This window comes from Epilithonimonas hungarica, from assembly GCF_900102265.1.
Classification (GTDB): domain Bacteria; phylum Bacteroidota; class Bacteroidia; order Flavobacteriales; family Weeksellaceae; genus Epilithonimonas; species Epilithonimonas hungarica.
The window spans coordinates 16467-37452 of the sequence record NZ_FNBH01000004.1; the positions used below are offsets into that span (position 1 = coordinate 16467).

At 36.2% G+C, this 20986-nt stretch carries 23 protein-coding genes; 22 read left to right on the top strand and 1 reads right to left on the bottom strand.

Annotated features, from left to right (window positions below):
- Nucleotides 1-55: 55 nt before the first annotated feature.
- The 19 genes from BLT30_RS14880 (at nt 56) to BLT30_RS14965 (ending at nt 16786) form a co-directional block, all read left to right on the top strand.
- Entirely contained in the window at nt 56-1144 is a 1089-nt protein-coding gene (locus BLT30_RS14880; RefSeq protein WP_089874681.1) for an efflux RND transporter periplasmic adaptor subunit, read from the top strand.
- Nucleotides 1145-1249: 105 nt separating this feature from the next.
- Nucleotides 1250-4477 carry an efflux RND transporter permease subunit gene (locus tag BLT30_RS14885; RefSeq protein ID WP_089874374.1) on the top strand — a complete coding sequence of 1076 codons (3228 nt, stop codon included), beginning with the start codon at nt 1250-1252 and terminating at the stop codon, nt 4475-4477.
- A 60-nt stretch (nt 4478-4537) separates the two neighbouring features.
- Nucleotides 4538-4843, top strand: a complete 306-nt coding sequence (locus BLT30_RS14890; RefSeq protein WP_089874375.1) for a polysaccharide deacetylase family protein — start codon at nt 4538-4540, stop codon at nt 4841-4843.
- A 7-nt stretch (nt 4844-4850) separates the two neighbouring features.
- Nucleotides 4851-5018 carry a hypothetical protein gene (locus BLT30_RS14895; RefSeq protein ID WP_245707190.1) on the top strand — a complete coding sequence of 56 codons (168 nt, stop codon included), beginning with the start codon at nt 4851-4853 and terminating at the stop codon, nt 5016-5018.
- Nucleotides 5019-5043: 25 nt separating this feature from the next.
- Nucleotides 5044-5250 carry a YgaP family membrane protein gene (locus tag BLT30_RS14900; RefSeq protein ID WP_089874377.1) on the top strand — a complete coding sequence of 69 codons (207 nt, stop codon included), beginning with the start codon at nt 5044-5046 and terminating at the stop codon, nt 5248-5250.
- 66 nt (nt 5251-5316) lie between these two features.
- A complete protein-coding gene (locus BLT30_RS14905; protein WP_089874378.1) occupies nt 5317-6192 on the top strand; it encodes an AraC family transcriptional regulator in 876 nt (291 codons plus the stop codon).
- A 100-nt stretch (nt 6193-6292) separates the two neighbouring features.
- Nucleotides 6293-6526, top strand: a complete 234-nt coding sequence (locus BLT30_RS14910) for a DUF4492 domain-containing protein (RefSeq protein WP_089874682.1) — start codon at nt 6293-6295, stop codon at nt 6524-6526.
- A gap of 15 nt (nt 6527-6541) precedes the next feature.
- Nucleotides 6542-8077 (top strand): cytochrome ubiquinol oxidase subunit I, encoded by a 1536-nt coding sequence (locus BLT30_RS14915; RefSeq protein ID WP_089874379.1) that lies wholly within the window; start codon nt 6542-6544, stop codon nt 8075-8077.
- Nucleotides 8078-8094: 17 nt separating this feature from the next.
- Nucleotides 8095-9279: a cytochrome d ubiquinol oxidase subunit II gene (gene cydB / locus BLT30_RS14920; RefSeq protein ID WP_089874380.1), complete on the top strand. Its 1185-nt coding sequence runs from the start codon at nt 8095-8097 to the stop codon at nt 9277-9279.
- A gap of 138 nt (nt 9280-9417) precedes the next feature.
- Nucleotides 9418-9762 carry a NifB/NifX family molybdenum-iron cluster-binding protein gene (locus BLT30_RS14925; protein ID WP_089874381.1) on the top strand — a complete coding sequence of 115 codons (345 nt, stop codon included), beginning with the start codon at nt 9418-9420 and terminating at the stop codon, nt 9760-9762.
- A gap of 69 nt (nt 9763-9831) precedes the next feature.
- A complete protein-coding gene (locus tag BLT30_RS14930) occupies nt 9832-11292 on the top strand; it encodes an NAD(P)/FAD-dependent oxidoreductase (RefSeq protein WP_089874382.1) in 1461 nt (486 codons plus the stop codon).
- 26 nt (nt 11293-11318) lie between these two features.
- The gene (locus BLT30_RS18215) at nt 11319-11471 is read left to right on the top strand and encodes a hypothetical protein (protein WP_175487207.1); all 153 of its coding nucleotides are present in this window, start codon (nt 11319-11321) and stop codon (nt 11469-11471) included.
- A gap of 192 nt (nt 11472-11663) precedes the next feature.
- Nucleotides 11664-12464 (top strand): sulfite exporter TauE/SafE family protein, encoded by an 801-nt coding sequence (locus tag BLT30_RS14935; RefSeq protein ID WP_089874383.1) that lies wholly within the window; start codon nt 11664-11666, stop codon nt 12462-12464.
- A 15-nt stretch (nt 12465-12479) separates the two neighbouring features.
- Complete coding sequence (locus tag BLT30_RS14940) at nt 12480-13097, top strand: class I SAM-dependent methyltransferase (protein WP_089874384.1); 618 nt, start codon at nt 12480-12482, stop codon at nt 13095-13097.
- A gap of 131 nt (nt 13098-13228) precedes the next feature.
- Nucleotides 13229-14572 carry an MBL fold metallo-hydrolase gene (locus tag BLT30_RS14945; RefSeq protein WP_394332210.1) on the top strand — a complete coding sequence of 448 codons (1344 nt, stop codon included), beginning with the start codon at nt 13229-13231 and terminating at the stop codon, nt 14570-14572.
- An 8-nt stretch (nt 14573-14580) separates the two neighbouring features.
- Entirely contained in the window at nt 14581-14817 is a 237-nt protein-coding gene (locus BLT30_RS14950; protein WP_139166678.1) for a hypothetical protein, read from the top strand.
- A gap of 12 nt (nt 14818-14829) precedes the next feature.
- Nucleotides 14830-15126 carry a thioredoxin gene (gene trxA / locus BLT30_RS14955; RefSeq protein ID WP_089874387.1) on the top strand — a complete coding sequence of 99 codons (297 nt, stop codon included), beginning with the start codon at nt 14830-14832 and terminating at the stop codon, nt 15124-15126.
- Nucleotides 15127-15519: 393 nt separating this feature from the next.
- Nucleotides 15520-15666, top strand: coding sequence for a hypothetical protein (locus BLT30_RS18220; RefSeq protein WP_175487208.1), 147 nt, complete (start codon nt 15520-15522; stop codon nt 15664-15666).
- A 187-nt stretch (nt 15667-15853) separates the two neighbouring features.
- Nucleotides 15854-16786 carry an AraC family transcriptional regulator gene (locus tag BLT30_RS14965; protein WP_089874389.1) on the top strand — a complete coding sequence of 311 codons (933 nt, stop codon included), beginning with the start codon at nt 15854-15856 and terminating at the stop codon, nt 16784-16786.
- Between the two features lie 53 nt (nt 16787-16839).
- Here the strand turns inward: BLT30_RS14965 and BLT30_RS14970 are convergent, their stop codons facing one another.
- The gene (locus BLT30_RS14970) at nt 16840-17880 is read right to left on the bottom strand and encodes a zinc-dependent alcohol dehydrogenase family protein (RefSeq protein WP_089874390.1); all 1041 of its coding nucleotides are present in this window, start codon (nt 17878-17880) and stop codon (nt 16840-16842) included.
- A 428-nt stretch (nt 17881-18308) separates the two neighbouring features.
- Here BLT30_RS14970 and BLT30_RS18510 point away from each other — a divergent pair, with 428 nt between their 5' ends.
- From BLT30_RS18510 to BLT30_RS14985, 3 genes are all read left to right on the top strand, one after another.
- Nucleotides 18309-18563: a DUF4365 domain-containing protein gene (locus tag BLT30_RS18510; RefSeq protein WP_089874391.1), complete on the top strand. Its 255-nt coding sequence runs from the start codon at nt 18309-18311 to the stop codon at nt 18561-18563.
- Nucleotides 18564-18669: 106 nt separating this feature from the next.
- Nucleotides 18670-19278, top strand: coding sequence for a tetratricopeptide repeat protein (locus BLT30_RS14980; RefSeq protein WP_139166680.1), 609 nt, complete (start codon nt 18670-18672; stop codon nt 19276-19278).
- The gene (locus BLT30_RS14985) at nt 19265-20272 is read left to right on the top strand and encodes a tetratricopeptide repeat protein (protein ID WP_089874393.1); all 1008 of its coding nucleotides are present in this window, start codon (nt 19265-19267) and stop codon (nt 20270-20272) included. Before BLT30_RS14980 ends, BLT30_RS14985 begins: the two co-directional genes overlap by 14 nt.
- The last annotated feature ends 714 nt before the right edge of the window (nt 20273-20986 follow it).

A 20986-nucleotide genomic window follows, 5' to 3' on the forward strand; every position in this document is an offset into this window, starting at 1 on the left:
TTTGGGATTCTTCATTTCTCGGAATAACAAACGAAAATTAAATAAAATAATTACAATGAAAAGATACATTTATTCAACATTAATTTTAGGAGCAATCACTTTGCAAAGTTGTTCCTCGGACCAGGAAAAATCAGCGATTAACACCGATGCTCCTGTTTCTGTAACCGTTCATAAGTCTGCAACGGCTTCGAACGGTGCTTTTCTCACGGCCAGCGGAAAACTAGTTGCAAAAAACTCTGTTAATATTTCCACAAGAATGATGGGCTATATCACTGCAATGAAAGCAGAAGTCGGACAAAATGTAAGAGCGGGACAGCTTCTGGTAAGCATCAATGCTACTGATATTCAGGCAAAAGGCGGACAAGCCAATGCACAGATTTCCCAGGCTCAGGCCAATTATAATATTGCCAAAAAAGATTACGAGAGATTTCAGAATTTATATAAATCACAAAGTGCTTCCCAAAAAGAGCTTGACGATATGAGAGCCCGTTACGAGATGGCACAGGCAGGATTGCAGGCTGCACAACAGATGAAAAACGAAGTCAATGCGCAATACCGTTATACTAATGTAACGGCTCCTATTTCCGGAACTATTACGGCAAAATTTGCAGAGCAAGGTGATATGGCAAGTCCGGGAATGCCTTTGTTGACGATAGAATCGCAGTCATCTTTGCAGGCGCAGGTTCTGGTTTCCGAGCAAAACATCACACAAATCAACGAAGGAATGTCCGTTCAGGTCACTCTGAAATCCTTGAATAAGACGGTTTCCGGAACGGTTTCCGAAATCAGCAAATCGGCAGCCAATACTGGTGGACAATATATGGTGAAAATCAACATTCATAATTCTGTGGATTTACTTCCGGGAATGTTTGTGAATGTGCAATTTCCTACCAAATCTTCAGAAGAAGTCAATCAGGATTTTCAGGAAAGTGTGATGGTTCCGAAATCTGTTTTGGTTGAAAATGGTCAGTTGACAGGTGTTTATGTCGTGAGTTCACAAAATACGGCCGTTCTCAGATGGATAAAAACAGGAAAAACATTTGGTGACCAGGTTGAAGTTTTATCAGGTTTGGACTCTAAGGAAACGTATATCCTGACTTCGAATGGAAAATTGTATAACGGAGCAAAAATTCAAATTAAATAAAAAACTCTTCTGTCATTCTGAACGATACAAAGTGTAATGAAGAATCTCTGTTTGAGATTCCCCGTTCCTCGGAATGATAATTGTGATTTTTAATATTCAAAAATTATGGAAAAAGGATTCGCAGGACGTATTGCCGAGTTTTTCATCAATTCAAAATTAACCATTTTACTGATGGTCGCATTGATGATTATTGGCGTATACAGTTCGACATTAATACCAAGAGAAGAAGAACCGCAGATTATCATCCCGATGGCGGATGTAATGGTCGGTTATCCCGGAGCCAACCCGAAGGAGGTTGAAAGCCGTGTGGTAAAACCTCTGGAAAAATTGATTTCCAATATCAAGGGTGTAGAGCATATCCATTCGATGGCGATGAATGGGCAGGCAATGATTATCGTTCAGTTTTATGTAGGAGAAGATACAGAACGTTCGTATGTAAAGCTCTATGATGAGCTGATGAAGAATAAAAACATCTTCCCGAAAGAGGTGATGGAACCGATGGTGAAAACCCGCTCCATTGATGATGTCCCGATGCTCGGATTAACGTTGTGGAGTGATAATGCTAATTACAATGATTTTCAGCTTCGGCAGATTGGAGAAGAATTATCTTCGGAAATCAAAAAAATAAAAGATGTTTCCCTTACCAAAGTAATCGGAGGGAGAAACCGCCAGCTTTCCGTGATTTTGGATAAAGATAAAATGGCTGAACTGAATGTGGACGCACTTTCTGTAATGCAGATGATTCAGGCGAATAACGGAAGTTCACAATCCGGGAAATTTGATTCAGGGGATTCAGAATATCTTCTGACGACGGGACAATTCCTGAACTCTGCGGAAGATGTAGAAAATCTGGTTATCGGAACTTCTCAGAGTATGCCGGTGTATCTGAAACAGGTGGCAATTATAAAAGATGGTGCTTCTGACCCTGCCAATTATGTAAGTTTCGGGTACGGAAATGCAGTAGAAAACGGTAAGAAATTTAAGTCAGAATATCCTGCGGTTACCGTTTCAGTTTCGAAAGTAAAAGGCGCTGATGCAATGAAAATCTCCGAGCAGATTCTTACCAAAGTTGATGAGTTAAAGAAAAATCTCATTCCGAATGATGTGCATATAGAGGTCACCAGAAATTATGGGGAAACCGCCTCACACAAAGTTTCTGAGTTGTTGATGCACCTTGGTGTCGCGATTTTGGCAGTAACTGTTCTGGTAATGCTGGCAATGGGTTGGCGAGGAGGTTTGGTAGTATTCTTTTCGGTTCCGCTGACGTTTGCTTTAACGTTGTTCAGCTACTATATTTTGGGATATACATTAAATAGAATCACGCTTTTTGCTTTGGTTTTTGTGGTCGGAATTGTGGTGGATGACAGTATTATTATCGCTGAAAATATGCACAGGCATTTTCATATGAAGAAACTGCCGTTCAAGCAGGCCGCGATTTATGCCATTAATGAGGTCGGAAATCCTACCATTTTAGCAACATTTACAGTAATTGCTGCGATTCTTCCGATGGCTTTCGTAAGCGGAATGATGGGACCATATATGTCGCCAATGCCGATTGGAGCTTCTATTGCAATGCTACTTTCGCTTTTTGTTGCCTTAACGGTAACACCGTATCTCGGATATCATTTATTAAAAGTGAAAGATAGTCAGGAACATAAAGAAGAACAAGGTCTGGAAACCAACAGAATTTATAAAATCTATAAAAAAATTGAGCAGCCACTTTTAGATTCGAAATCAAAAAGATGGACAATGATGGCGGTTACAGTAGTTTTATTATTGATTTCCGTGATGGCATTTTTCACGAAATGGGTGGCGGTAAAAATGCTTCCTTTTGATAATAAAAATGAAATTCAGGTTGTCATTGATATGACTGAAGGAACAACGCTGGAAAGAACTTCTGCCGTTACTCAGGATATTGCACAATACCTGAAAACTGTTCCTGAGGTGGTCAACTATCAGAATTATGTAGGTTCTTCTGCACCAATAACGTTCAATGGATTGGTTCGTCATTATAATATGCGTGGAAGTAGTAATACCGCAGATATTCAGGTTAATCTTCTGCACAAGGAAGACCGTGATAAACAAAGCCACGATGTTGCTAAAAATATTCGTCCGGAAATTCAGAAAATTGCTGCCAAATACGGAGCTAATGTAAAAGTGGTGGAAGTTCCCCCGGGGCCACCGGTTCTATCAACTATTGTAGCAGAAATCTACGGACCTGACTACGAAGGCCAGATAAAAGTAGCGAAACAGGTGGAAGACATTCTGAAGAAAACCGATGATGTCGTGGATATCGACTGGATGGTGGAAGCGCCTCAAAAAGAATTTAAGCTTGTTCCGGATAAAGAAAAAGCAATGCTGAACGGCGTGGCACCACAACAGATTGTCGGGAATATGACGTATCTGATGGGAGAATATCCGATTGGAAACCTTTACGATGAAAAATCCAATGACCCTGTGGATATTGTAATGAAGCTGAAAAATGCTGATAAATCTATGATTCAGGATATCACAGGTTTAAAAATCAAAGGACAGATGGGAATGGTTCCTGCGAGCGATTTGGTAAAAGTAGAAGAAAAAGAACTCGATAAAACCATTTACAGAAAAGACCAAAAGAGGGTGGTGTACGTTCTTGCCGATATGGCGGGGAAATTGGAAAGTCCGGCTTATGCGATTCTCGGAATGGACGAAAAGCTAAAAAAAATCCAGCTTCCGAATGGATATTCAATGAATGAATTGTATATGAACCAACCGGAAGATGAAAGTAATTACACTGTAAAATGGGACGGAGAATGGCAAATCACTTTAGAAGTTTTCCGTGATTTGGGAACTGCTTTTGCGGTTGTGATTATCATCATTTATATGCTGATTGTCGGCTGGTTTCAAAACTTTAAAACACCAATCGTGATGATGGTTGCCATTCCGCTTTCACTCATTGGAATTGTTTTAGGACACTGGCTTTTAGGAGCGTTCTTTACAGCAACTTCTTTTATCGGAATGATTGCTTTAGCAGGTGTAATGGTAAGAAACTCAGTTCTTTTGATTGATTTTATAGAAATTCGTCTGAAAGAAGGAATTCCTATGAAACAGGCAATTATTGAAGCTGGAGCGGTAAGAACAACGCCAATTTTATTAACGACAGGAGCAGTTGTAATTGGAGCGGTTATCATCCTTTTTGACCCTATTTTCCAAGGATTGGCAATTTCATTGGTATTCGGAGCGATTGTTTCTACGTTGCTTACATTGGTGGTTGTTCCGTTGGTGTATTACGCAACCGAAAAGAAAAAATGGGAGAAAAATACTACCATTAAGAAAGAAAATTTTGAAGAATAACATCATTAAACCTCACAGGATTTAAAAGCTTGTGAGGTTTCAAAAAAATCAAAAAAACTTATGAAATTATTATTAATTACAGCCATAGAAGAATTTGAAAACGATGTCATCAATATTCTTAAACATTCGGGAGTGAAGTCTTTTTCGTATCAATCTGTAAAAGGATATAGAAATGATGAAAACGAAATGAGCAATTGGTTCGGAAAAGATGAAATTGCTGTCAATTCTCTACTTTTTACGGTTTTTTCCGATTGCAATTGTGTTGATGATATTTACAAAAATGTCAACGAATTTAATCAAAAACAGAAAACCGTTTCTCAGATTCATATAGCAACGATAAATTTGGAAAATGAAAATTTTAAGTAAAAAAATAATGGTATCACTTATCGGAGCTTTTCTGGGAGGAGTTGCAGGTTATCTGTATTATTACTTCATCGGTTGCAGTACAGGAAGTTGTACAATCACTTCTCGGCCTTTCAACAGTATTACTTATGGTGCCATAATGGGCTATCTGTTGGCTTCAGTTTTTGAGAAAAAGTAAAAAAAATCAATAAAAAATATAAAATATGCAAACAAGAATAGTACACGCAATAGCAGGAACCATTATTTTAGTAAGTTTATTATTAGGAATTTATGTCAATCAGAATTGGCTTTGGCTTACAGGATTTGTAGGAGTCAATATGTGGATTCATGCGCTAACCAACTGGTGTCTGATGTATATGATTCTCAATAGGCTCGGTGTTAAAAAAGACGGCGGAAGTTGTTCCCTGTAAACTCTTTTAAATTATAAACCCTTTCATTATCTTAGTGGAAGGGTTTATTTTATTGTTTCAACTTCTATGAATATACCATTACTTAAGTCCTGTGATATCCAGAAAAGGGATAATCAGAAGAATAATTTTGCGGTACACAATCTCAGTGAGCTTGTGAAAGAAGATTTGTATATCCCAAAAACGCCTCACAAACATTCTTTTTTTCAGATTCTTTATGTAAGCAGGGGTGCAGGAATTCATTATGTGGATTTCCAGGAATGGGAAATAGAGGATGGGACAATTTTTTTTCTTAGCCCTGGTCAGGTGCATAACCTTAGATTTACTTCCAAAAATCCGGAAGGGATTATGATAAATTTCAATGAAGATTTTTTTAACGATTTTTTGTCTCAGAAAGATTTTATCAATTCTCTGCCGGTATTCAGTAAAAGTGGTAAATATGGCTTCCGCAAGGTCGACAGTTGTAAAAGTGAACTGGAATCTACTATTGCAAAGATTTTAAAAGTAATTAAATATGATTCCTTATATAAAAAACAATTTATTCAGACGCTTGTTCTTGAAATAGTTCTGATGATTGCCATTAAGACTAAAGATGAAAATCCGGAAAATGAAATCATAAGCAATAATTATCTTCTCGTAAAATTTGAGAAATTGCTGGAGAAATATTTTATGGAAGCTCATCACCCGAAATTTTATGCCGCGCATCTTTCTGTTACGTCCAATTATCTTAATACCCTGTGCAAAAAGTTAACGGGGAAAACTGTGGGCGAAGTAATCAGAAGCAGGATTGTTCTTGAGGCAAAACGTCTGTTAGTTAATTCGGAATATACCATTTCTCAGATTGCTTATGAATTGTATTTTGAAGACAATTCCTATTTTACAAAATTCTTTAAAGCCAATACAGGACTCACCCCGGCGGAATTCCGTAAATCGATAAATAAGTAAAAATTACCATTTTTCCCTTTTTTACTTCCATAATATCATAAGTGTCTGTGAGTAAATTTGTTGTGTGAAAAACAATCACATGATAATGGTGTTACGCAATATGCTCAGTTTTATCCTTTATCCATTTCGGGAACTCATTAAGCTTTACCAATATGGTTTCAGTATGATGTCAAAAGAAAGCCGGACACTTTGGGTGATTGCAGTAATAAAGCTCATTATTATGTTCGGAATACTGAAAATATTCTTTTTTAGAGACTATTTAAAAACAGAATTTAAGAATGACGAACAAAGAATAGAATATCTCCAGAAGAATTTTACAGAAATCAAAAAATAGAAAAATTACAATATTATGAATCATATAGACTGGGAACTGATCAATTGGTCGAGAGCACAGTTTGCACTGACTGCGATGTACCATTGGATTTTTGTGCCGCTTACTTTGGGTATCACTTTTATGATTGCCATAATGGAAACCATTTATCTGAAAACCCAGGATGAAAAGTGGAAGTCGATTACTAAATTCTGGATGAAGGTTTTCGGAATTAATTTTGCCATCGGTGTAGCCACCGGACTCATTATGGAATTCGAGTTCGGAACCAACTGGAGCAATTATTCTTGGTTTGTAGGTGATATTTTCGGAGCTCCATTAGCCATTGAAGGCATTATGGCGTTCTTTATGGAAAGTACATTTATTGCTGTGATGTTTTTCGGTTGGGACAGAGTGAGTCCGAAATTTCATTTGCTTTCGAGCTGGCTGGTTGCAATTGGCTCCAACCTTTCCGCATTGTGGATTTTGGTAGCCAATGGCTGGATGCAGAATCCCACAGGAACGAGTTTTAACCCGGATACGATGCGGAACGAAATGATAGATTTCTGGGCTGTGCTCTTCAATCCGGTTGCAGTAAATAAATTTCTTCACACCGTCATTTCCTCTTATATTGTTTCGGCTCTGTTTGTGGTGGGAATCAGCGCCTGGTATTTACTGAAACGGAGAGATATTGTTTTAGCAAAAAGAAGTATGCTTGTTGCTTCCGTTTTCGGGCTTTTAGCCACTATCGGAACATTCTGGAGTGGTGACGAATCGGCAAGACAGGTGGCTGCGACCCAACCAATGAAACTTGCTGCAATGGAAGGCTTGTACAAAGGCGACCGTGAAGCTCCCTTGATTGCCATGGGAATTTTTGGAGAACAGGAAAATACCATTCATAAAAGAGAAAAATTTATTGTTGAATTCAAAATTCCAAAGGCTTTATCTTATCTCGCATTTTTGGATTCCGATAAGTTTGTTCCTGGTATTGATGATTTGGTACACGGAAATCCTAAAGAACGCGTACGTTCTTTTCAGGAAAGAATCGATAGCGGAAAAATGGCCATAGATGCATTAGGAAATTATGTGAAAGCCAAAAAATACGGAGATTTAAATACAATTGAGAATGAACTCAAAACTTTCCGTACGCATGAAAAAGATTTTGGCTATGGTTATTACTTCGGGAAAAATCCACACACGCTGATTCCGAATGTGAAAATGAGTTTCTATGCATTCCACATTATGGTCATTCTCGGGACTTATTTTCTGGTGCTCTTCATCATTCTATTTGTTAAAACTCTGAGGGGAAAGTTAGACAAAAGCCGTGGCTTACTGAGATTGACTTTATGGAGTATTCCTTTGGGTTATATTGCTTCGCAATCGGGATGGATTGTTGCCGAAGTCGGAAGGCAACCTTGGACGATTCAGAATCTGCTGCCGAATATCGCTGCCGTTTCTCAAATTGATGCCTTCAGCGTACAGATCACATTTTTCCTTTTCCTTATCATTTTCACCACTTTGCTGATTGCCGAAATCAAAATTATGCTTTCCGCCATCAAAAAAGGAACTGAACATTAATTCAAAAAACTAAGATTATGTTTTCATTTTTAGATTATAGCGGGCTGCAACATTATTGGTGGATTTTGGTTTCACTTTTGGGGGCGCTGTTGGTATTTTTACTTTTCGTGCAAGGTGGTCAATCCTTGATTTATACTTTGGCTTCCAACGAGAAAGAAAAAACGATGCTTCTAAATTCTACCGGAAGGAAATGGGAAATCACCTTTACAACTTTGGTTACATTTGGAGGTGCATTTTTCGCTTCGTTTCCGTTGTTCTATTCCACAAGTTTTGGAGGTGCATATTGGGTTTGGATGGCAATTTTATTCGCATTCATTCTTCAGGCGGTTTCCTATGAATTTCGCAGTAAAGCCAATAATTTTCTCGGTCATAAAACCTTTGAAGTTTTCCTTTTTCTGAATGGCATTTTAGGAAGCTTGCTTCTCGGAGTTGCGGTTTCTACCTTTTTTACGGGAGCAGAATTTTCGGTAAATAAAACCAATATTCTGGATATATCTTCATCAAAAATGCCGATTATTTCTGCTTGGGAAACACCTTTCCACGGGTTTGAGGCACTTTGGACAACCGAAAATCTGGCATTTATTCAGAATATCAGTTTGGGATTGGCGGTGTTTTTCTTGGCAAGAGTTTTAGCCAATCTTTACTTCCAGAATAATATTAAAGACAAAAATATCTACAAAAAATCGCAAAAAAGCTTGATTTATAATTCGGTATTATTTTTAATTTTCTTCCTGTTCTGGTTGATACGACTGCTGTTTTTGGATGGTTTTGCTGTGAATCCTTCCAACGGAAAAGTTTTTATGGAACCGAATAAATACCTTCACAATTTCCTCGAAATGCCGTTGGTTTTAGCCGTATTTCTCGTTGGTGTGGTATTGGTTTTGGCGGGAATTGCTGCCAATATGTTCTTCAATAGCAAAAAAGGGATTTGGTTTTCCGGTCTGGGAACAGTTCTTACGGTTTGGATGCTTTTTCTGATTGCGGGTTTCAACAATACAGCGTTTTATCCGTCTGCTCACGATTTGCAGAGTTCACTCACAATTTATAATGCCTCTTCCAGCGAATTTACCTTGAAAACAATGAGCTATGTTTCATTACTGGTTCCATTTGTTGTGGCATATATTGCTTTGGTCTGGAAGAAAATGGATTCTAAAGAAATATCTTCTGAAGAGCTTAAGGATTCCGAAAATCATGTTTACTAATTCAAAAAAATTAAAACAATGTATTTCAAAGAAATCTTACAATTCATTTCACTTCCGGTGGTGATTTATGTGTCTTACCGACTCACATTCTGGCTATTCAAAAAATTAGAAAGAGAAAGGAAGCTCAAATAAAAAGTTATGAAAATTATTATTCCCACCAACGACCGTGAGACCATAGCTGTTCATACCGGAAGATGTAAAGAATTTGGCCTTTATGAAATCGAAAACGAAAATGTAGTTTCTGAATCATTTGTTCCCAATCCGCATTCGCATCAGGATGAAGGCTGTTGCAAAACGCATTCCGGAGAATATTATCACGACCATAGTAAACTTGTCGAGTTGTTCTCTAAAGGAGATTTGTTGATGTATTATGCAATGGGAAAACGTTTGCGTACAGAATTGGAGGACAATGAAATTTCGTTTGAAAAAGCATCATCTGTCAATATTCAAGAGATTATTGATGCTGTTTTGAAACAAAAATGACCTTATGTAATAAAGGTCACATTATAACTCAATCTCACTTATTACATTTATAATCAAAAAAAAACTAACATGTCAAAAATAGTCATACTCGGAGCGGGAATTGCGGGACATACTGCTGCCGCACATCTGAGAAGAAAACTAGGTAAGGAACACGAAGTTCTTGTGGTTTCTCCCAATAGTAATTATCAGTGGGTTCCGTCTAACATTTGGGTAGGAATTGGAAGAATGAAACCGAAAGATGTCATTTTTCCGCTGAAACCTTTGTATAAAAGAAAAGGAATCGGATTTAAACAGGCAAAAGGAATCAGTTTTTTCCCTGAAGGAAGTCTTGAAGAACCGAAACCGCACATCCTTGCTGAATATGTTGTCGGAGAAAAAAAAGGGCAGCAGGAGAGAATTTCGTATGATTATCTCATCAATGCGACAGGTCCAAGATTGGCATTCGACCAAACCGAAGGGTTGAATCCTGATGAAAATGAGATGTATTCTGTCTGCACTTACGGTCATGCAGAACATGCGGCAGAAGGTTTGAAGATTTTGGAAGAAAAGCTGAAAAAATCCGATGAAAAATTGAAAATCCTTATCGGAACCGGGCATCCAAAGGCAACGTGCCAAGGTGCAGCATTTGAATATATCCTGAATGTTGAAAATGAGCTCCGTCGGAAAAAACTGCGGGATAAAGTAGAAATTACATGGATTTCCAATGAATACGAACTTGGAGATTTCGGAATGGATGGTGTGCTTTTGGCCTATAAAGGAATGCGGATGAAATCCTCCGAAATGGTGGAAATGATTTTTGAAGACCGGGATATCAAATGGATTTTGAAAGCTGGTGTTACCAAAGTAGAACCCGGAAAGGTGCATTATGAAACGCTTGATGGAGAATATAAAGTGGAAGATTATGATTTCGGGATGTTGATTCCGGCATTTGCCGGACATCCTTTCAAAGCGTATGATAAAGGCGGAAATGATGTTACTTCAAAACTTTTCAAAGGTTTTATGATTGTAGATGCCGATTATACGGAAAAACCTTATGAAGAATGGAAAGTACAGGACTGGCCGGAAACGTATCAGAATCCAAGCTATCCGAATATTTTTGCGCCAGGAATTGCCTTTGCGCCACCGCATTCCATCTCCAAACCGAGGTTCAGCAAGAACGGAAACCCAATATTTCCTTCTCCGCCAAGAACGGGAATGCCTTCCGGAATTACTGCAAAATTAGTTGCAGATAATATTATTGCAGAAATCAAACATGGAAAATCAGCGCGCATTCATAAAGGTTCGCTTGGAAATATGGGAGCAGCCTGTATTGCTTCGGCAGGTTTTGGTTTAACAAAAGGTTCGGCAGTCAGTATCACGACGTTTCCGATTGTTCCGGATTATGTGAAATATGAGAAAACCGGCGGCAGGGATATTCAGAAAACCTTTGGAGATATAGGACTGGCTGGACATTGGGTGAAATATTCGCTCCACATCGGATTTTTATGGAAAGCCAAAATGAAGCCCTTTTGGTGGCTGATTCCGGAATAAATTTTCAATTTTAAAAAATCAAAATTATGTCAGAAAGGATATCGAAATGGGAAAAATTCAAAATGCAGAATCCCATTCTTCAGTTTTTTAAATTCTTGTTTTTAAATGTCAAAATTATGACCATTGTCGGAAAGGGGCATGGCGGAACTAGGGGTAATGATTATGTAAAAGAAAATTGAATGATGGAGGTCATAAGACGTTTTCATATCAATAAATATCCTATTTAAAAAAAATTTCACTTTCATTTAAGTCTCACATATTTTTCCGATTAGGCAGATAATAAAATTTTAATCTGCAAAATCGGGATTATAAGTCCGAACATCATGTTTTTCAGTAAGCGATTAAATGATGACCACAATAAAAATACATAAATGTTAACGGGATATATTTTAGCCATTTTAGTAGGAGTTTCCCTCGGGTTAATAGGAAGTGGTGGATCTATTCTTACCGTTCCTATTATGGTATATATATTGGGTGTTGATCCTATTTCAGCAACGGGATATTCATTGTTTGTGGTAGGAATTACCTCTTTATTAGGGGGAATCAAAAATTTTAATCATCAGAAGATAGAATTTAAAGCCGTTTTGTTTTTTGGGATTCCCTCCATTGCTACCGTATATCTGACCAGAGCATATCTTATGTCTTTGATTCCTGAAATTGTTTTGAGAACAGGAGATTTTCAGCTTACTAAACCTGTTGTTCTGATGATTATTTTTGCTATTATCATGGTTTCCGCTTCCTTATCGATGATCCGGCCGCGTAAAGACTGTGAAGAGCATATAGGTGATTCAAAACCCGATTTTAATTATCTGATGATTGTATTGATGGGAGCATTGGTAGGAATTGTTACGGGATTGGTGGGAGCCGGAGGTGGTTTTCTTATCATCCCTGTTCTTGTCTTTTTTGCAAAACTCCAAATGAAATCGGCGGTAGGAACCTCTCTTTTTATTATTGCAATCAATTCTGCAATTGGTTTTATAGGATTTGTTACCCATGAACATTCGGTAATAGACTGGAGTCTGCTTATAAAATTTACCTTATTGGCTGTTGCAGGAATTTTTATCGGGATATTTTTATCAGGGAAGATTTCAGGGGAAAAACTCAAAATAGGTTTCGGATGGTTTGTGTTAGTAATGGGATTTTATATTATCACAAAAGAATTAATTTTATAAGGGAAAATAATTAATATGTATCAGAAAAATTTTTGGAACGATCGTTACAGTCAGGAAGAGTTTACCTATGGGAAGCTGCCGAATGAATATTTGAAAGAAAAGTTAGATACTTTGAAATCCGGGAAAATTCTTTTTCCTGCAGAAGGAGAGGGTAGGAATGCAGTCTATGCAGCAATAAAAGGATGGGAATCTAAAGCATTTGACCAAAGTGAAGAAGGAAAGAAAAAAGCACTTCTATGGGCTGGCGAAAACAATACGGAGATTTTTTATACCGTATCTAACGTAGAAAATATAGAATATCCAAATTCTTCTTTTGATCCTTTAGCTATGATTTACGCCCATTTTCCGGGAGGTCATAGAAGAGATTTTCACCAAAAACTCTCCCGATTTATAAAGCCGGGAGGTTATCTCATATTGGAAGGATTTTCTAAGCTTCAGCAAGAATTTCAGCAAAGAAACCTACAATCCGGAGGACCAAGAGATTCTGAAATGCTGTATGACCTTGAAGAATTAAAAAAAGATTTTGAAAATTTTGAGATAAAGGAAGCTGTTGTAAAAACGATTGTGCTCAACGAAGGAGATTATCATAAAGGTGAAGCATCTGTGGTAAGAATTTTTGCTGTTAAAAAGTAATTTCTCTTATGTAATCAAAGTCACTGAAAAAGAAAATAGTAAGGAATAACTTTGTATTGGTAATACATTAAAAATTAATAGTATGTTTTTTTCAGCATATTTATGATAAAAGTCTTGCTCAGGCAAGTTACCTGATTGGTTGTCAGGCAAAAGGTGAAGCGATTGTCATCGATGCTAAAAGAGATATTGATACTTACCTTGAGATTGCCAAAGAAAATAATCTGACCATTACCCACATCACAGAAATACATATTCACGCCGATTTTTTGTCAGGCTCTCGGGAACTTTCGGAAGTAACCGGAGCAAAAATGTATCTTTCAGATGAAGGTGGCGTAGATTGGCAATATGAATTTCCGCATATAGGTTTAAAAAACGGAGAAGTAATCAATGTTGGAAATCTCACGCTAAAAGTGATTCACACACCGGGACATACTCCCGAAAGTATCAGCTTTTTATTAACAGACCATCCTGCGACAGATGAACCGGTAATGATTTTTATAGGAGACTTTGTGTTCGTGGGCGACATCGGAAGACCGGATTTATTGGAGAAAGCTGCCGGAATTACAGGAACCCAGGAAAAAGGAGCGAAAGAAATGTTTCATTCTGTTCAGGATTTCAGCAAGCTGCCAGAGTTTATTCAGGTTTGGCCGGGGCACAGTGCCGGTTCTGCTTGTGGTAAGTCTTTGGGGTCGGTTCCAAGCTCAACGGTTGGTTATGAGAAAATCAGAAACTGGGCTTTTCAGTATGAAGAAGATGAGGAAGGCTTTATAGAATATCTGCTGGAAGGACAGCCTGAGCCTCCAAAATATTTTGCCACGATGAAGAAGCTCAATAAGGAGGAAAGACCTTTATTAACAGAAGTTCCAAAACATAAAAAACTTTCCAAGGACGAGTTTTTGAAGGCTTACAACAGCGGAGTAAAAGTGATTGATACCAGGAATAAAGTTGATTTTGCAGAAGCTTTTATTCCGGAAAGTATTAATGTTCAAGGAAACAATTCTTTTTCAACGTGGATGGGCTGGCTGGTTAATTATTCTGAACCTTTCATTTTGGTCGCTCAGGAAGAGCAAATAGAAGACCTTACCCGAAAACTGATGAGAATCGGGATGGATCAGATGTTGGGGTATATTGATAATGTGAAAAGTCTGGGATTAGAGTTGCAAACTGCTGATATTATTGATATTGAAGAGTTTAAAGCCTGTCTGAATAGAGAAGATGTTCAGTTTGTGGATGTACGAAACAAAACCGAATATGAAACAGCGCATATCAAAAATGCCGAAAATGTTTTTGTGGGAACGCTGGAAGACAATTTAAATAAAATCTCACATAGTAAACAGATAGTTATCCATTGTCAAAGTGGTGACCGAGCAACGATTGCATATTCTTTACTAAAGAAAAACGGTTTCGGAAATGTTAAAAACTTTTCTGGAGGAATGAAAGAATGGTTAGAAAATGATAATGTTATTGTCAAATAAAAAAAGAAATGATACAAAACATATTGAAAAACTGGAATTTTGTCCGGTTGCTTCGTTTGGCAATGGGAATTTTCCTTGTTGTGGAAGCCGTGAAATCCGGGATGTGGATTTTGGTTGCTGTTGGAGCAGTTTTTGTTGCAATGCCATTATTGAATATCGGCTGTTGTACAACGGGAAATTGTTCTGTACCGATTAGCAAATCAAAAAATACAAATGATGAAGTAGAATATGAGGAAATTAAATAAAAGTCTATTAAAATGAATAAGTTTCAAGAAATTATCAACCAGGACAAACCTGTTTTAGTGGATTTCTTTGCAGAATGGTGTGGTCCTTGCAAAATGCAGGCTCCCATTCTTCAGGATTTGAAAAAAAATGTAGGCGATACGGCAAGTATCATTAAGATTGACGTCGATAAAAATCAGGCAGTTGCTGCACAGTTCGGAATCCGAAGTGTTCCGACGCTGATGATTTTCAAGAACGGTGAAGTCAAATGGAAGCAATCCGGTGTTTTTCAGGCGGATGAGCTGGAGAAATTAATCAGGCAAAACAGCTAAGATATATAAAAACCTGATTGTTGTATTTTTCCATTGTATTGAAGGGGGGCGGAAAAGCTCAGAGTAATAATAACGAAAGCAATCTTTTTAATGACAGAACTATATAATTATTGAACTCTGTTTCTCCAATCAAAGATGAAACATGGAAGAAAGTAAAAGAGATATTTACGGAAAAAAGATTAAAAAAAGGCGACTATTTTATTAAAGATGGAGAAATGGCCAAACAAATAGAATTTCTAACCAATGGTATTATTAGGGATTTTATAGAAATAATGAAGGAACAGAATATAATAAACACTTCTTTTTAGCTAATAATTTTGTCGTAGGATACTCTTTTTAATCACTAATGAACCTAATAAAATCGACCAACAGGCTCTTACCGACTGTCGGTTATTGATAATAAATTACGCAGATGTGGTATGCCTTTACGAAAGTTATCAAGATTTCGAACGTTTTGGAAGAAAACTTGTCGAACTATTCTTTGTGCATAAGGAAGAAAGAGAAGTTGATCTTGTAATGCTGGATGCGCATAAACACTAGCTTATTTTTCAACAAAATTTCCCTTGCCAGGGACAAACGATTCCTCAATATCATATTGCTTCCTATCTAGGAATTTCACCAATATTCTATGTTTATTTTAGTACTTTTATTTTTTTTGTTTAATTTACCTAAATAAAAAATACTGATAATTTTACTTTTATTAGTTTAAAATAATTCCAATTTATAAATGTTTCAAAAATCATTACTTCATAGTGTAGAGCTTTCTCACGAAAAATCACTTCAGACTTTGATTGAGAACCGTTCTGTTTTTTCATTGGAAAATTGCGAGCTGAGTCTCTTTGAAACACATCAGTATTCGGAAAAAGTTCCTTTAGAATTTAATGATTTTGTCGTAACAAGTATGCTGAAAGGCAAAAAACGAATTCATTATCAGGATAGAACACCATTTGAATATCTTCCGGGAGAAACGTTTATTGTTCCTCCAAAATCAGGTTTTAAAGTAGATTTTCCGGAAGCTTCCGAAAACAGACCGACGCAGTGCATTGCTTTGGCAATTGATAAAAGAATTATTGATGATACGTTGGATTTTCTGAATGATAAATTTCCGAAAGAAGGAACAGCCAATTTATGGAGAATTGATTTTGAAACGTATTATTTTTACAACAGTCAGGATTTAGCGAATGCTATCAACAAAATAACGAAAGAATGTATGAGCGAAAATGTTGCGAAAGATGCGCTTTCATATCTGAGTTTGCAGGAATTGATTATTCGGATTGTACAGACACAAACTGCAAAACGACTCGACCAAAACCAGTTTTTGGTTATGGAAGCCAATAGTCCGATTGCTTCTTCCGTCGATTATATCCGAAAACACATTGGTGAACCGATTCAGATGAAAGAACTCAGCAAATACGCCTGTATGAGTTCGAGTACATTTTACCGTAATTTTAAAAGAGAATTGGGTATGAGTCCGGCAGAATTTATCATTAAAGAAAAAATAAAATATGCCAAAAGACTTTTAAACAATCCTTATATTCATATCAATGAGGTTTCGTTTGCAACGGGTTTTGAAGACAGTAATTATTTTATCCGGATGTTCAAAAAGTACGAAGGTATTACGCCGAAACAATATCAGCTAATGAACACTTCTATTTCGTAAAAAGAAAAAACATCTTAAAAAAGATGTTTTTATGTAGATTTTGGTTAATGCGATTAATTTACTTCGATGATTATTTTCATTGCTTTTTCTTTCGCTCCGTTCAAGAATACTTGATAGGCTTCTTCAATCTGGTCTAATTTGTAATGGTGGGTAATCAGCGATTCTAGAGGAAGTTTGTTGGTTGCAGTTGCTTTCAGCAACATCGGTGTTGTGTTGGTATTGACCAATCCTGTTGTTATCGTAAGGTTTTTAATCCACAATTTCTGAATTTCAAAATCTACTTTCACGCCGTGAACCCCAACATTGGCAAGATGACCTCCCGGTTTTACAATTTTTTGACAAATATCCCAGGTTGGCGGGATTCCCACTGCCTCGATAGCAACATCCACACCTTCTTCTCCGGCAATTTTTTTGATGGCTTCTTCTGCATTTTCAACCGCGGAATTTACCGTGTGAGTTGCCCCTAAAGTTTTAGCCAATTCTAATCGGTTCTCATCCATATCCACCATAATAATGGTCGACGGAGAATAGAATTGAGAAGTTAATAAAACAGACATTCCAACAGGCCCCGCTCCAACAATAGCAATCGCATCGCCTGGTTTTACATTTCCGTATTGTACACCAATTTCGTGTCCTGTGGGAAGAATGTCGCTCAACATGACTGCAACATCATCATCAATCGTATCCGGATATTTGTAAAGGCTATTATCCGCATGTGGAATTCTTGTATATTCTGCCTGAACTCCGTCAATCATATATCCTAAAATCCAACCCCCATCTTTACAATGAGCGTACAATTGTTTTTTGCAATATTCGCAGGAACCACAAGATGTTACACAAGAGATCAGCACTTTGTCACCCACTTTAAAATTGGTTACACTTTCTCCCACTTGTTCTATTATTCCGATTCCTTCGTGTCCTAAAATTCTTCCTGGTGTTATTTCAGGATTTTTTCCTTTGTAAATTCCCAAATCGGTTCCACAAATAGTCGTTTTTACGATTTTTACAATCGCATCGGTAGGTTTTAAGATTTCAGGTTTTGGTTTTTCCTCGTATTTAATGTCGTGGTCGCCGTAATAAACTAATGCTTTCATATTGTCTTTAATTTTTAATTAATCTTCAAATGTATTTGAATATAGGGAAATCGGATAGCACAAATAATGCAGATTGTAGCATTAATCAATTAGTTCCAGCTGCAAGTTTATTGCATTTTTCAACAATAAAATCCTACAACGAATCTGTTTCATAAAGTAATAAAGGTTCAGATATGAGTTGTTACATTGGTTGAGAGTATCTTAACAGGGGCTATACATAAATCATTGGTTATTATATACTTTAATGTGCCAGATTTTTTTGTTTAGTGAAAAAAAATATCTTTTGAGGAAATGCAATTATCCCACTTATCTTTTCGATTGGATGCAAAATAATTGTGACACAATAATACCTTGTAGATAATTTTTATATGTTTACCGCAATATATATTTTTATGCTCATCACTAATTGAGTCAAGAACTTCACGCCCATGAACAAACCTAACAGACATAAGAATCACATATTAGAAACAGAATCCAATAAGTTTTATAGCAATTGTTTGCCAAACGAATGGTTTGCAGATAAGCCAGACCATGATTATGGGATAGACTATATAACGCACATATCTGTAAATGGGCAAGTGGCAGGATTAAATTTTTCTGTGCAACTAAAAAGCAAAGAGAAAGAGTCTAACAAACAACATATTTCAATATCTATTAAAACAGTCTACATTAGGGTTGTTTAATACAAAGCTTGAACCTGTTTTGCTGGTTGCATATGTGCAGGAGGACAAGGAAGCTTATTGGTACTGGTACAACGACCTAAATCTCGACCTAACTAAAATACAAAAAATGGTTAGGATAAATATTCCAAGGGCTAATAAATTAAGTCAGATTGATTGGAATGTTGTCACAAAATATGTTCAAGATATTTTTAGCATAAAAACATTAATTGATGGTGTAAGGGCATTAGAATATACAGAATTGTCAAATACAGAGGTTTTAGCGTGGCGAAATTATTATACTGGTAAATACGAGGACGCTTCTTTCTATTTTAAAAGCCTGTTAAAGGAAAAACAGAAAAATCAGGTAGTAATACTTGAAGGTTTGGCACATAGTCAATATATGTCCTTTAATTACAAGGATGCATTACAAACGATTAATAAATGTATTGAAAATGTAGGTACAGAAAATCAGTATTTGACCAAAGCTTGTATTCTGGCAGAAGACGGTGTTGTAACAAGAAGCAAAGGCAAGCTCATTGAAGCAAAAAATATTTTTTATCAGTATCTTTTAGAGGGGAATGATAACGAAATCGGGCATTATAATTTCGCCAATACTTTAAAAAGTCTGGGTGATTTGGAAGAAGCTGTTAAACAATATAAGCTATGCTTACAGATAAACCCAAATAATGCCCAAGCATGGAAAAATTTAGGTTCAATATACTATGGACTTACATAGCCATGAGGAAGAAATTGTTTGTTATGATAAAGCTTTAAAAATTAATCCCAATCTTCCACAGGCATTATTTAGTAAAGGTGTAACACTCTCTCATATTTATAAAAAACATACAGAGGGGTTATCCCTTATGCTAAAATCAAATGAGTATGAAGAAGAAATGATGAATGGATTTCCGATTGGATATTTTTGGATTGCATATACTTATGAGAAACTTGATAAGATTGATGAATCATTACGCTATATTGATAAGGGCTTAAGTATTGATCCCGAAAATTTATTTATGCTTGACTTTAAAACTAATTTATTAGCTTTTAATTTCGACAAAAATGATAAATTAAAGAATATTGCTATTGCATTTTTTGAATATCGACTTGAATTAGATAATCATTTCAAAAGCTTATACTATTTTATTAAAGCCAAAGAAATTCATGACGAAAACACAATTCTTGAATTGCTTAAAAAATATACTGCAATAGTCAAATTTGCTGATTTAGGTACATTTACAAAGTGTGAGTTAAAATTACCGGACTTATTAAAATTTCTATTACACTATGATAAATACTTAACCCTTCGGCAAACTTATCCATTAAGTAGGTATCTGAATCATCTTATATCCCCAAATCACTCAATATCATCAGAGTTTTATGAGATAATGGATTTGATTTTTGCAAAAAGTTTCAGTGATGCCATTGAAGAATACTATAAGGCTGGAAATATGAAGCTAATTGGCGAAGAGATACTTAACGGTCTTTCCTTTTTGCCTAACGCTATTTTTGAATTGATTCCCAATGAAGAATATACTCAAGATGAAGCAGTAGCAATAATGGCGCATACTTATTTAGAATATCCCAATATAGCTGTTTGCGAACTTGGTATTCAAATCGGATTAATTACGGGGAATTTTGGACTTGAAAAAGTAGACCCTGCAGATATATTGTCTGATTCATGGTATGAAGAGTTTAGAGAAAATACTTTAATCTACATAAACCTTTAAAAGAGAAATAAGTGTTAATGACAAAAGAACAACTAATAAGTATGTATTTTAGGGGTAATATATTAATTTTATTTCTATCGCTTTGGTCTAAAGTGATAAATCTAAAAATAGGAAATTTTTATATTTGATAGTCTGTGTTTTAAAAATATTTGTGATAAAAAAAGAATGTTTTTTTGGAAATACTAAAAAAAGACATACATTTTGCACCTGTAAAAACAGACGCTCGTAATCTTGTTTTAAAAAGTGACCTATTCGGTGACCTGAAGATTAAGAGAATAGTATAAAGCTTATGGATAGGTTTTTTTTCTATAAGATTGAGTCCCGTCCGGACCGTCATCCGATAAAAAACTTATTGTTAGTTCCGTTTAGTTTCACCGGGTCGTCATACTTTAATGTCTGAATCTAGAAATCCTGTAACATCAACCTTATAAACGTCCGCCAACATTATTGTAATCAAACTTCATTATGGTTCCTGCCAACTGATACGAGATTATTGGAATAATAATATGTTTTGATGTACAATCTTCCTACGCAGCTAAGTAAATGGTATTGGAAGGTAGATTATCCATTTTAATTATAGCTGGATAATATTCAATATAAATTAGTACATTTGAATATAAAAATGAATCAGAGACCTACATTTTAAAAGTGAGTGATTCGGTGAGTAGCTGAAACCTGATTTCAAAAAATGTCGACAAATAAAGAGATCTAAAG

Coding starts and splice junctions, on each gene's coding strand:
- BLT30_RS14880 (WP_089874681.1), top strand. CDS start 56: ATGAAAAGATACATTTATTCAACATTAATTTTAGGAGCAATCACTTTG.
- BLT30_RS14885 (WP_089874374.1), top strand. CDS start 1,250: ATGGAAAAAGGATTCGCAGGACGTATTGCCGAGTTTTTCATCAATTCA.
- BLT30_RS14890 (WP_089874375.1), top strand. CDS start 4,538: ATGAAATTATTATTAATTACAGCCATAGAAGAATTTGAAAACGATGTC.
- BLT30_RS14895 (WP_245707190.1), top strand. CDS start 4,851: ATGGTATCACTTATCGGAGCTTTTCTGGGAGGAGTTGCAGGTTATCTG.
- BLT30_RS14900 (WP_089874377.1), top strand. CDS start 5,044: ATGCAAACAAGAATAGTACACGCAATAGCAGGAACCATTATTTTAGTA.
- BLT30_RS14905 (WP_089874378.1), top strand. CDS start 5,317: ATGAATATACCATTACTTAAGTCCTGTGATATCCAGAAAAGGGATAAT.
- BLT30_RS14910 (WP_089874682.1), top strand. CDS start 6,293: ATGCTCAGTTTTATCCTTTATCCATTTCGGGAACTCATTAAGCTTTAC.
- BLT30_RS14915 (WP_089874379.1), top strand. CDS start 6,542: ATGAATCATATAGACTGGGAACTGATCAATTGGTCGAGAGCACAGTTT.
- cydB (WP_089874380.1), top strand. CDS start 8,095: ATGTTTTCATTTTTAGATTATAGCGGGCTGCAACATTATTGGTGGATT.
- BLT30_RS14925 (WP_089874381.1), top strand. CDS start 9,418: ATGAAAATTATTATTCCCACCAACGACCGTGAGACCATAGCTGTTCAT.
- BLT30_RS14930 (WP_089874382.1), top strand. CDS start 9,832: ATGTCAAAAATAGTCATACTCGGAGCGGGAATTGCGGGACATACTGCT.
- BLT30_RS18215 (WP_175487207.1), top strand. CDS start 11,319: ATGTCAGAAAGGATATCGAAATGGGAAAAATTCAAAATGCAGAATCCC.
- BLT30_RS14935 (WP_089874383.1), top strand. CDS start 11,664: ATGTTAACGGGATATATTTTAGCCATTTTAGTAGGAGTTTCCCTCGGG.
- BLT30_RS14940 (WP_089874384.1), top strand. CDS start 12,480: ATGTATCAGAAAAATTTTTGGAACGATCGTTACAGTCAGGAAGAGTTT.
- BLT30_RS14950 (WP_139166678.1), top strand. CDS start 14,581: ATGATACAAAACATATTGAAAAACTGGAATTTTGTCCGGTTGCTTCGT.
- trxA (WP_089874387.1), top strand. CDS start 14,830: ATGAATAAGTTTCAAGAAATTATCAACCAGGACAAACCTGTTTTAGTG.
- BLT30_RS14965 (WP_089874389.1), top strand. CDS start 15,854: ATGTTTCAAAAATCATTACTTCATAGTGTAGAGCTTTCTCACGAAAAA.
- BLT30_RS14970 (WP_089874390.1), bottom strand. CDS start 17,880: ATGAAAGCATTAGTTTATTACGGCGACCACGACATTAAATACGAGGAA.
- BLT30_RS18510 (WP_089874391.1), top strand. CDS start 18,309: ATGAACAAACCTAACAGACATAAGAATCACATATTAGAAACAGAATCC.
- BLT30_RS14980 (WP_139166680.1), top strand. CDS start 18,670: ATGGTTAGGATAAATATTCCAAGGGCTAATAAATTAAGTCAGATTGAT.
- BLT30_RS14985 (WP_089874393.1), top strand. CDS start 19,265: ATGGACTTACATAGCCATGAGGAAGAAATTGTTTGTTATGATAAAGCT.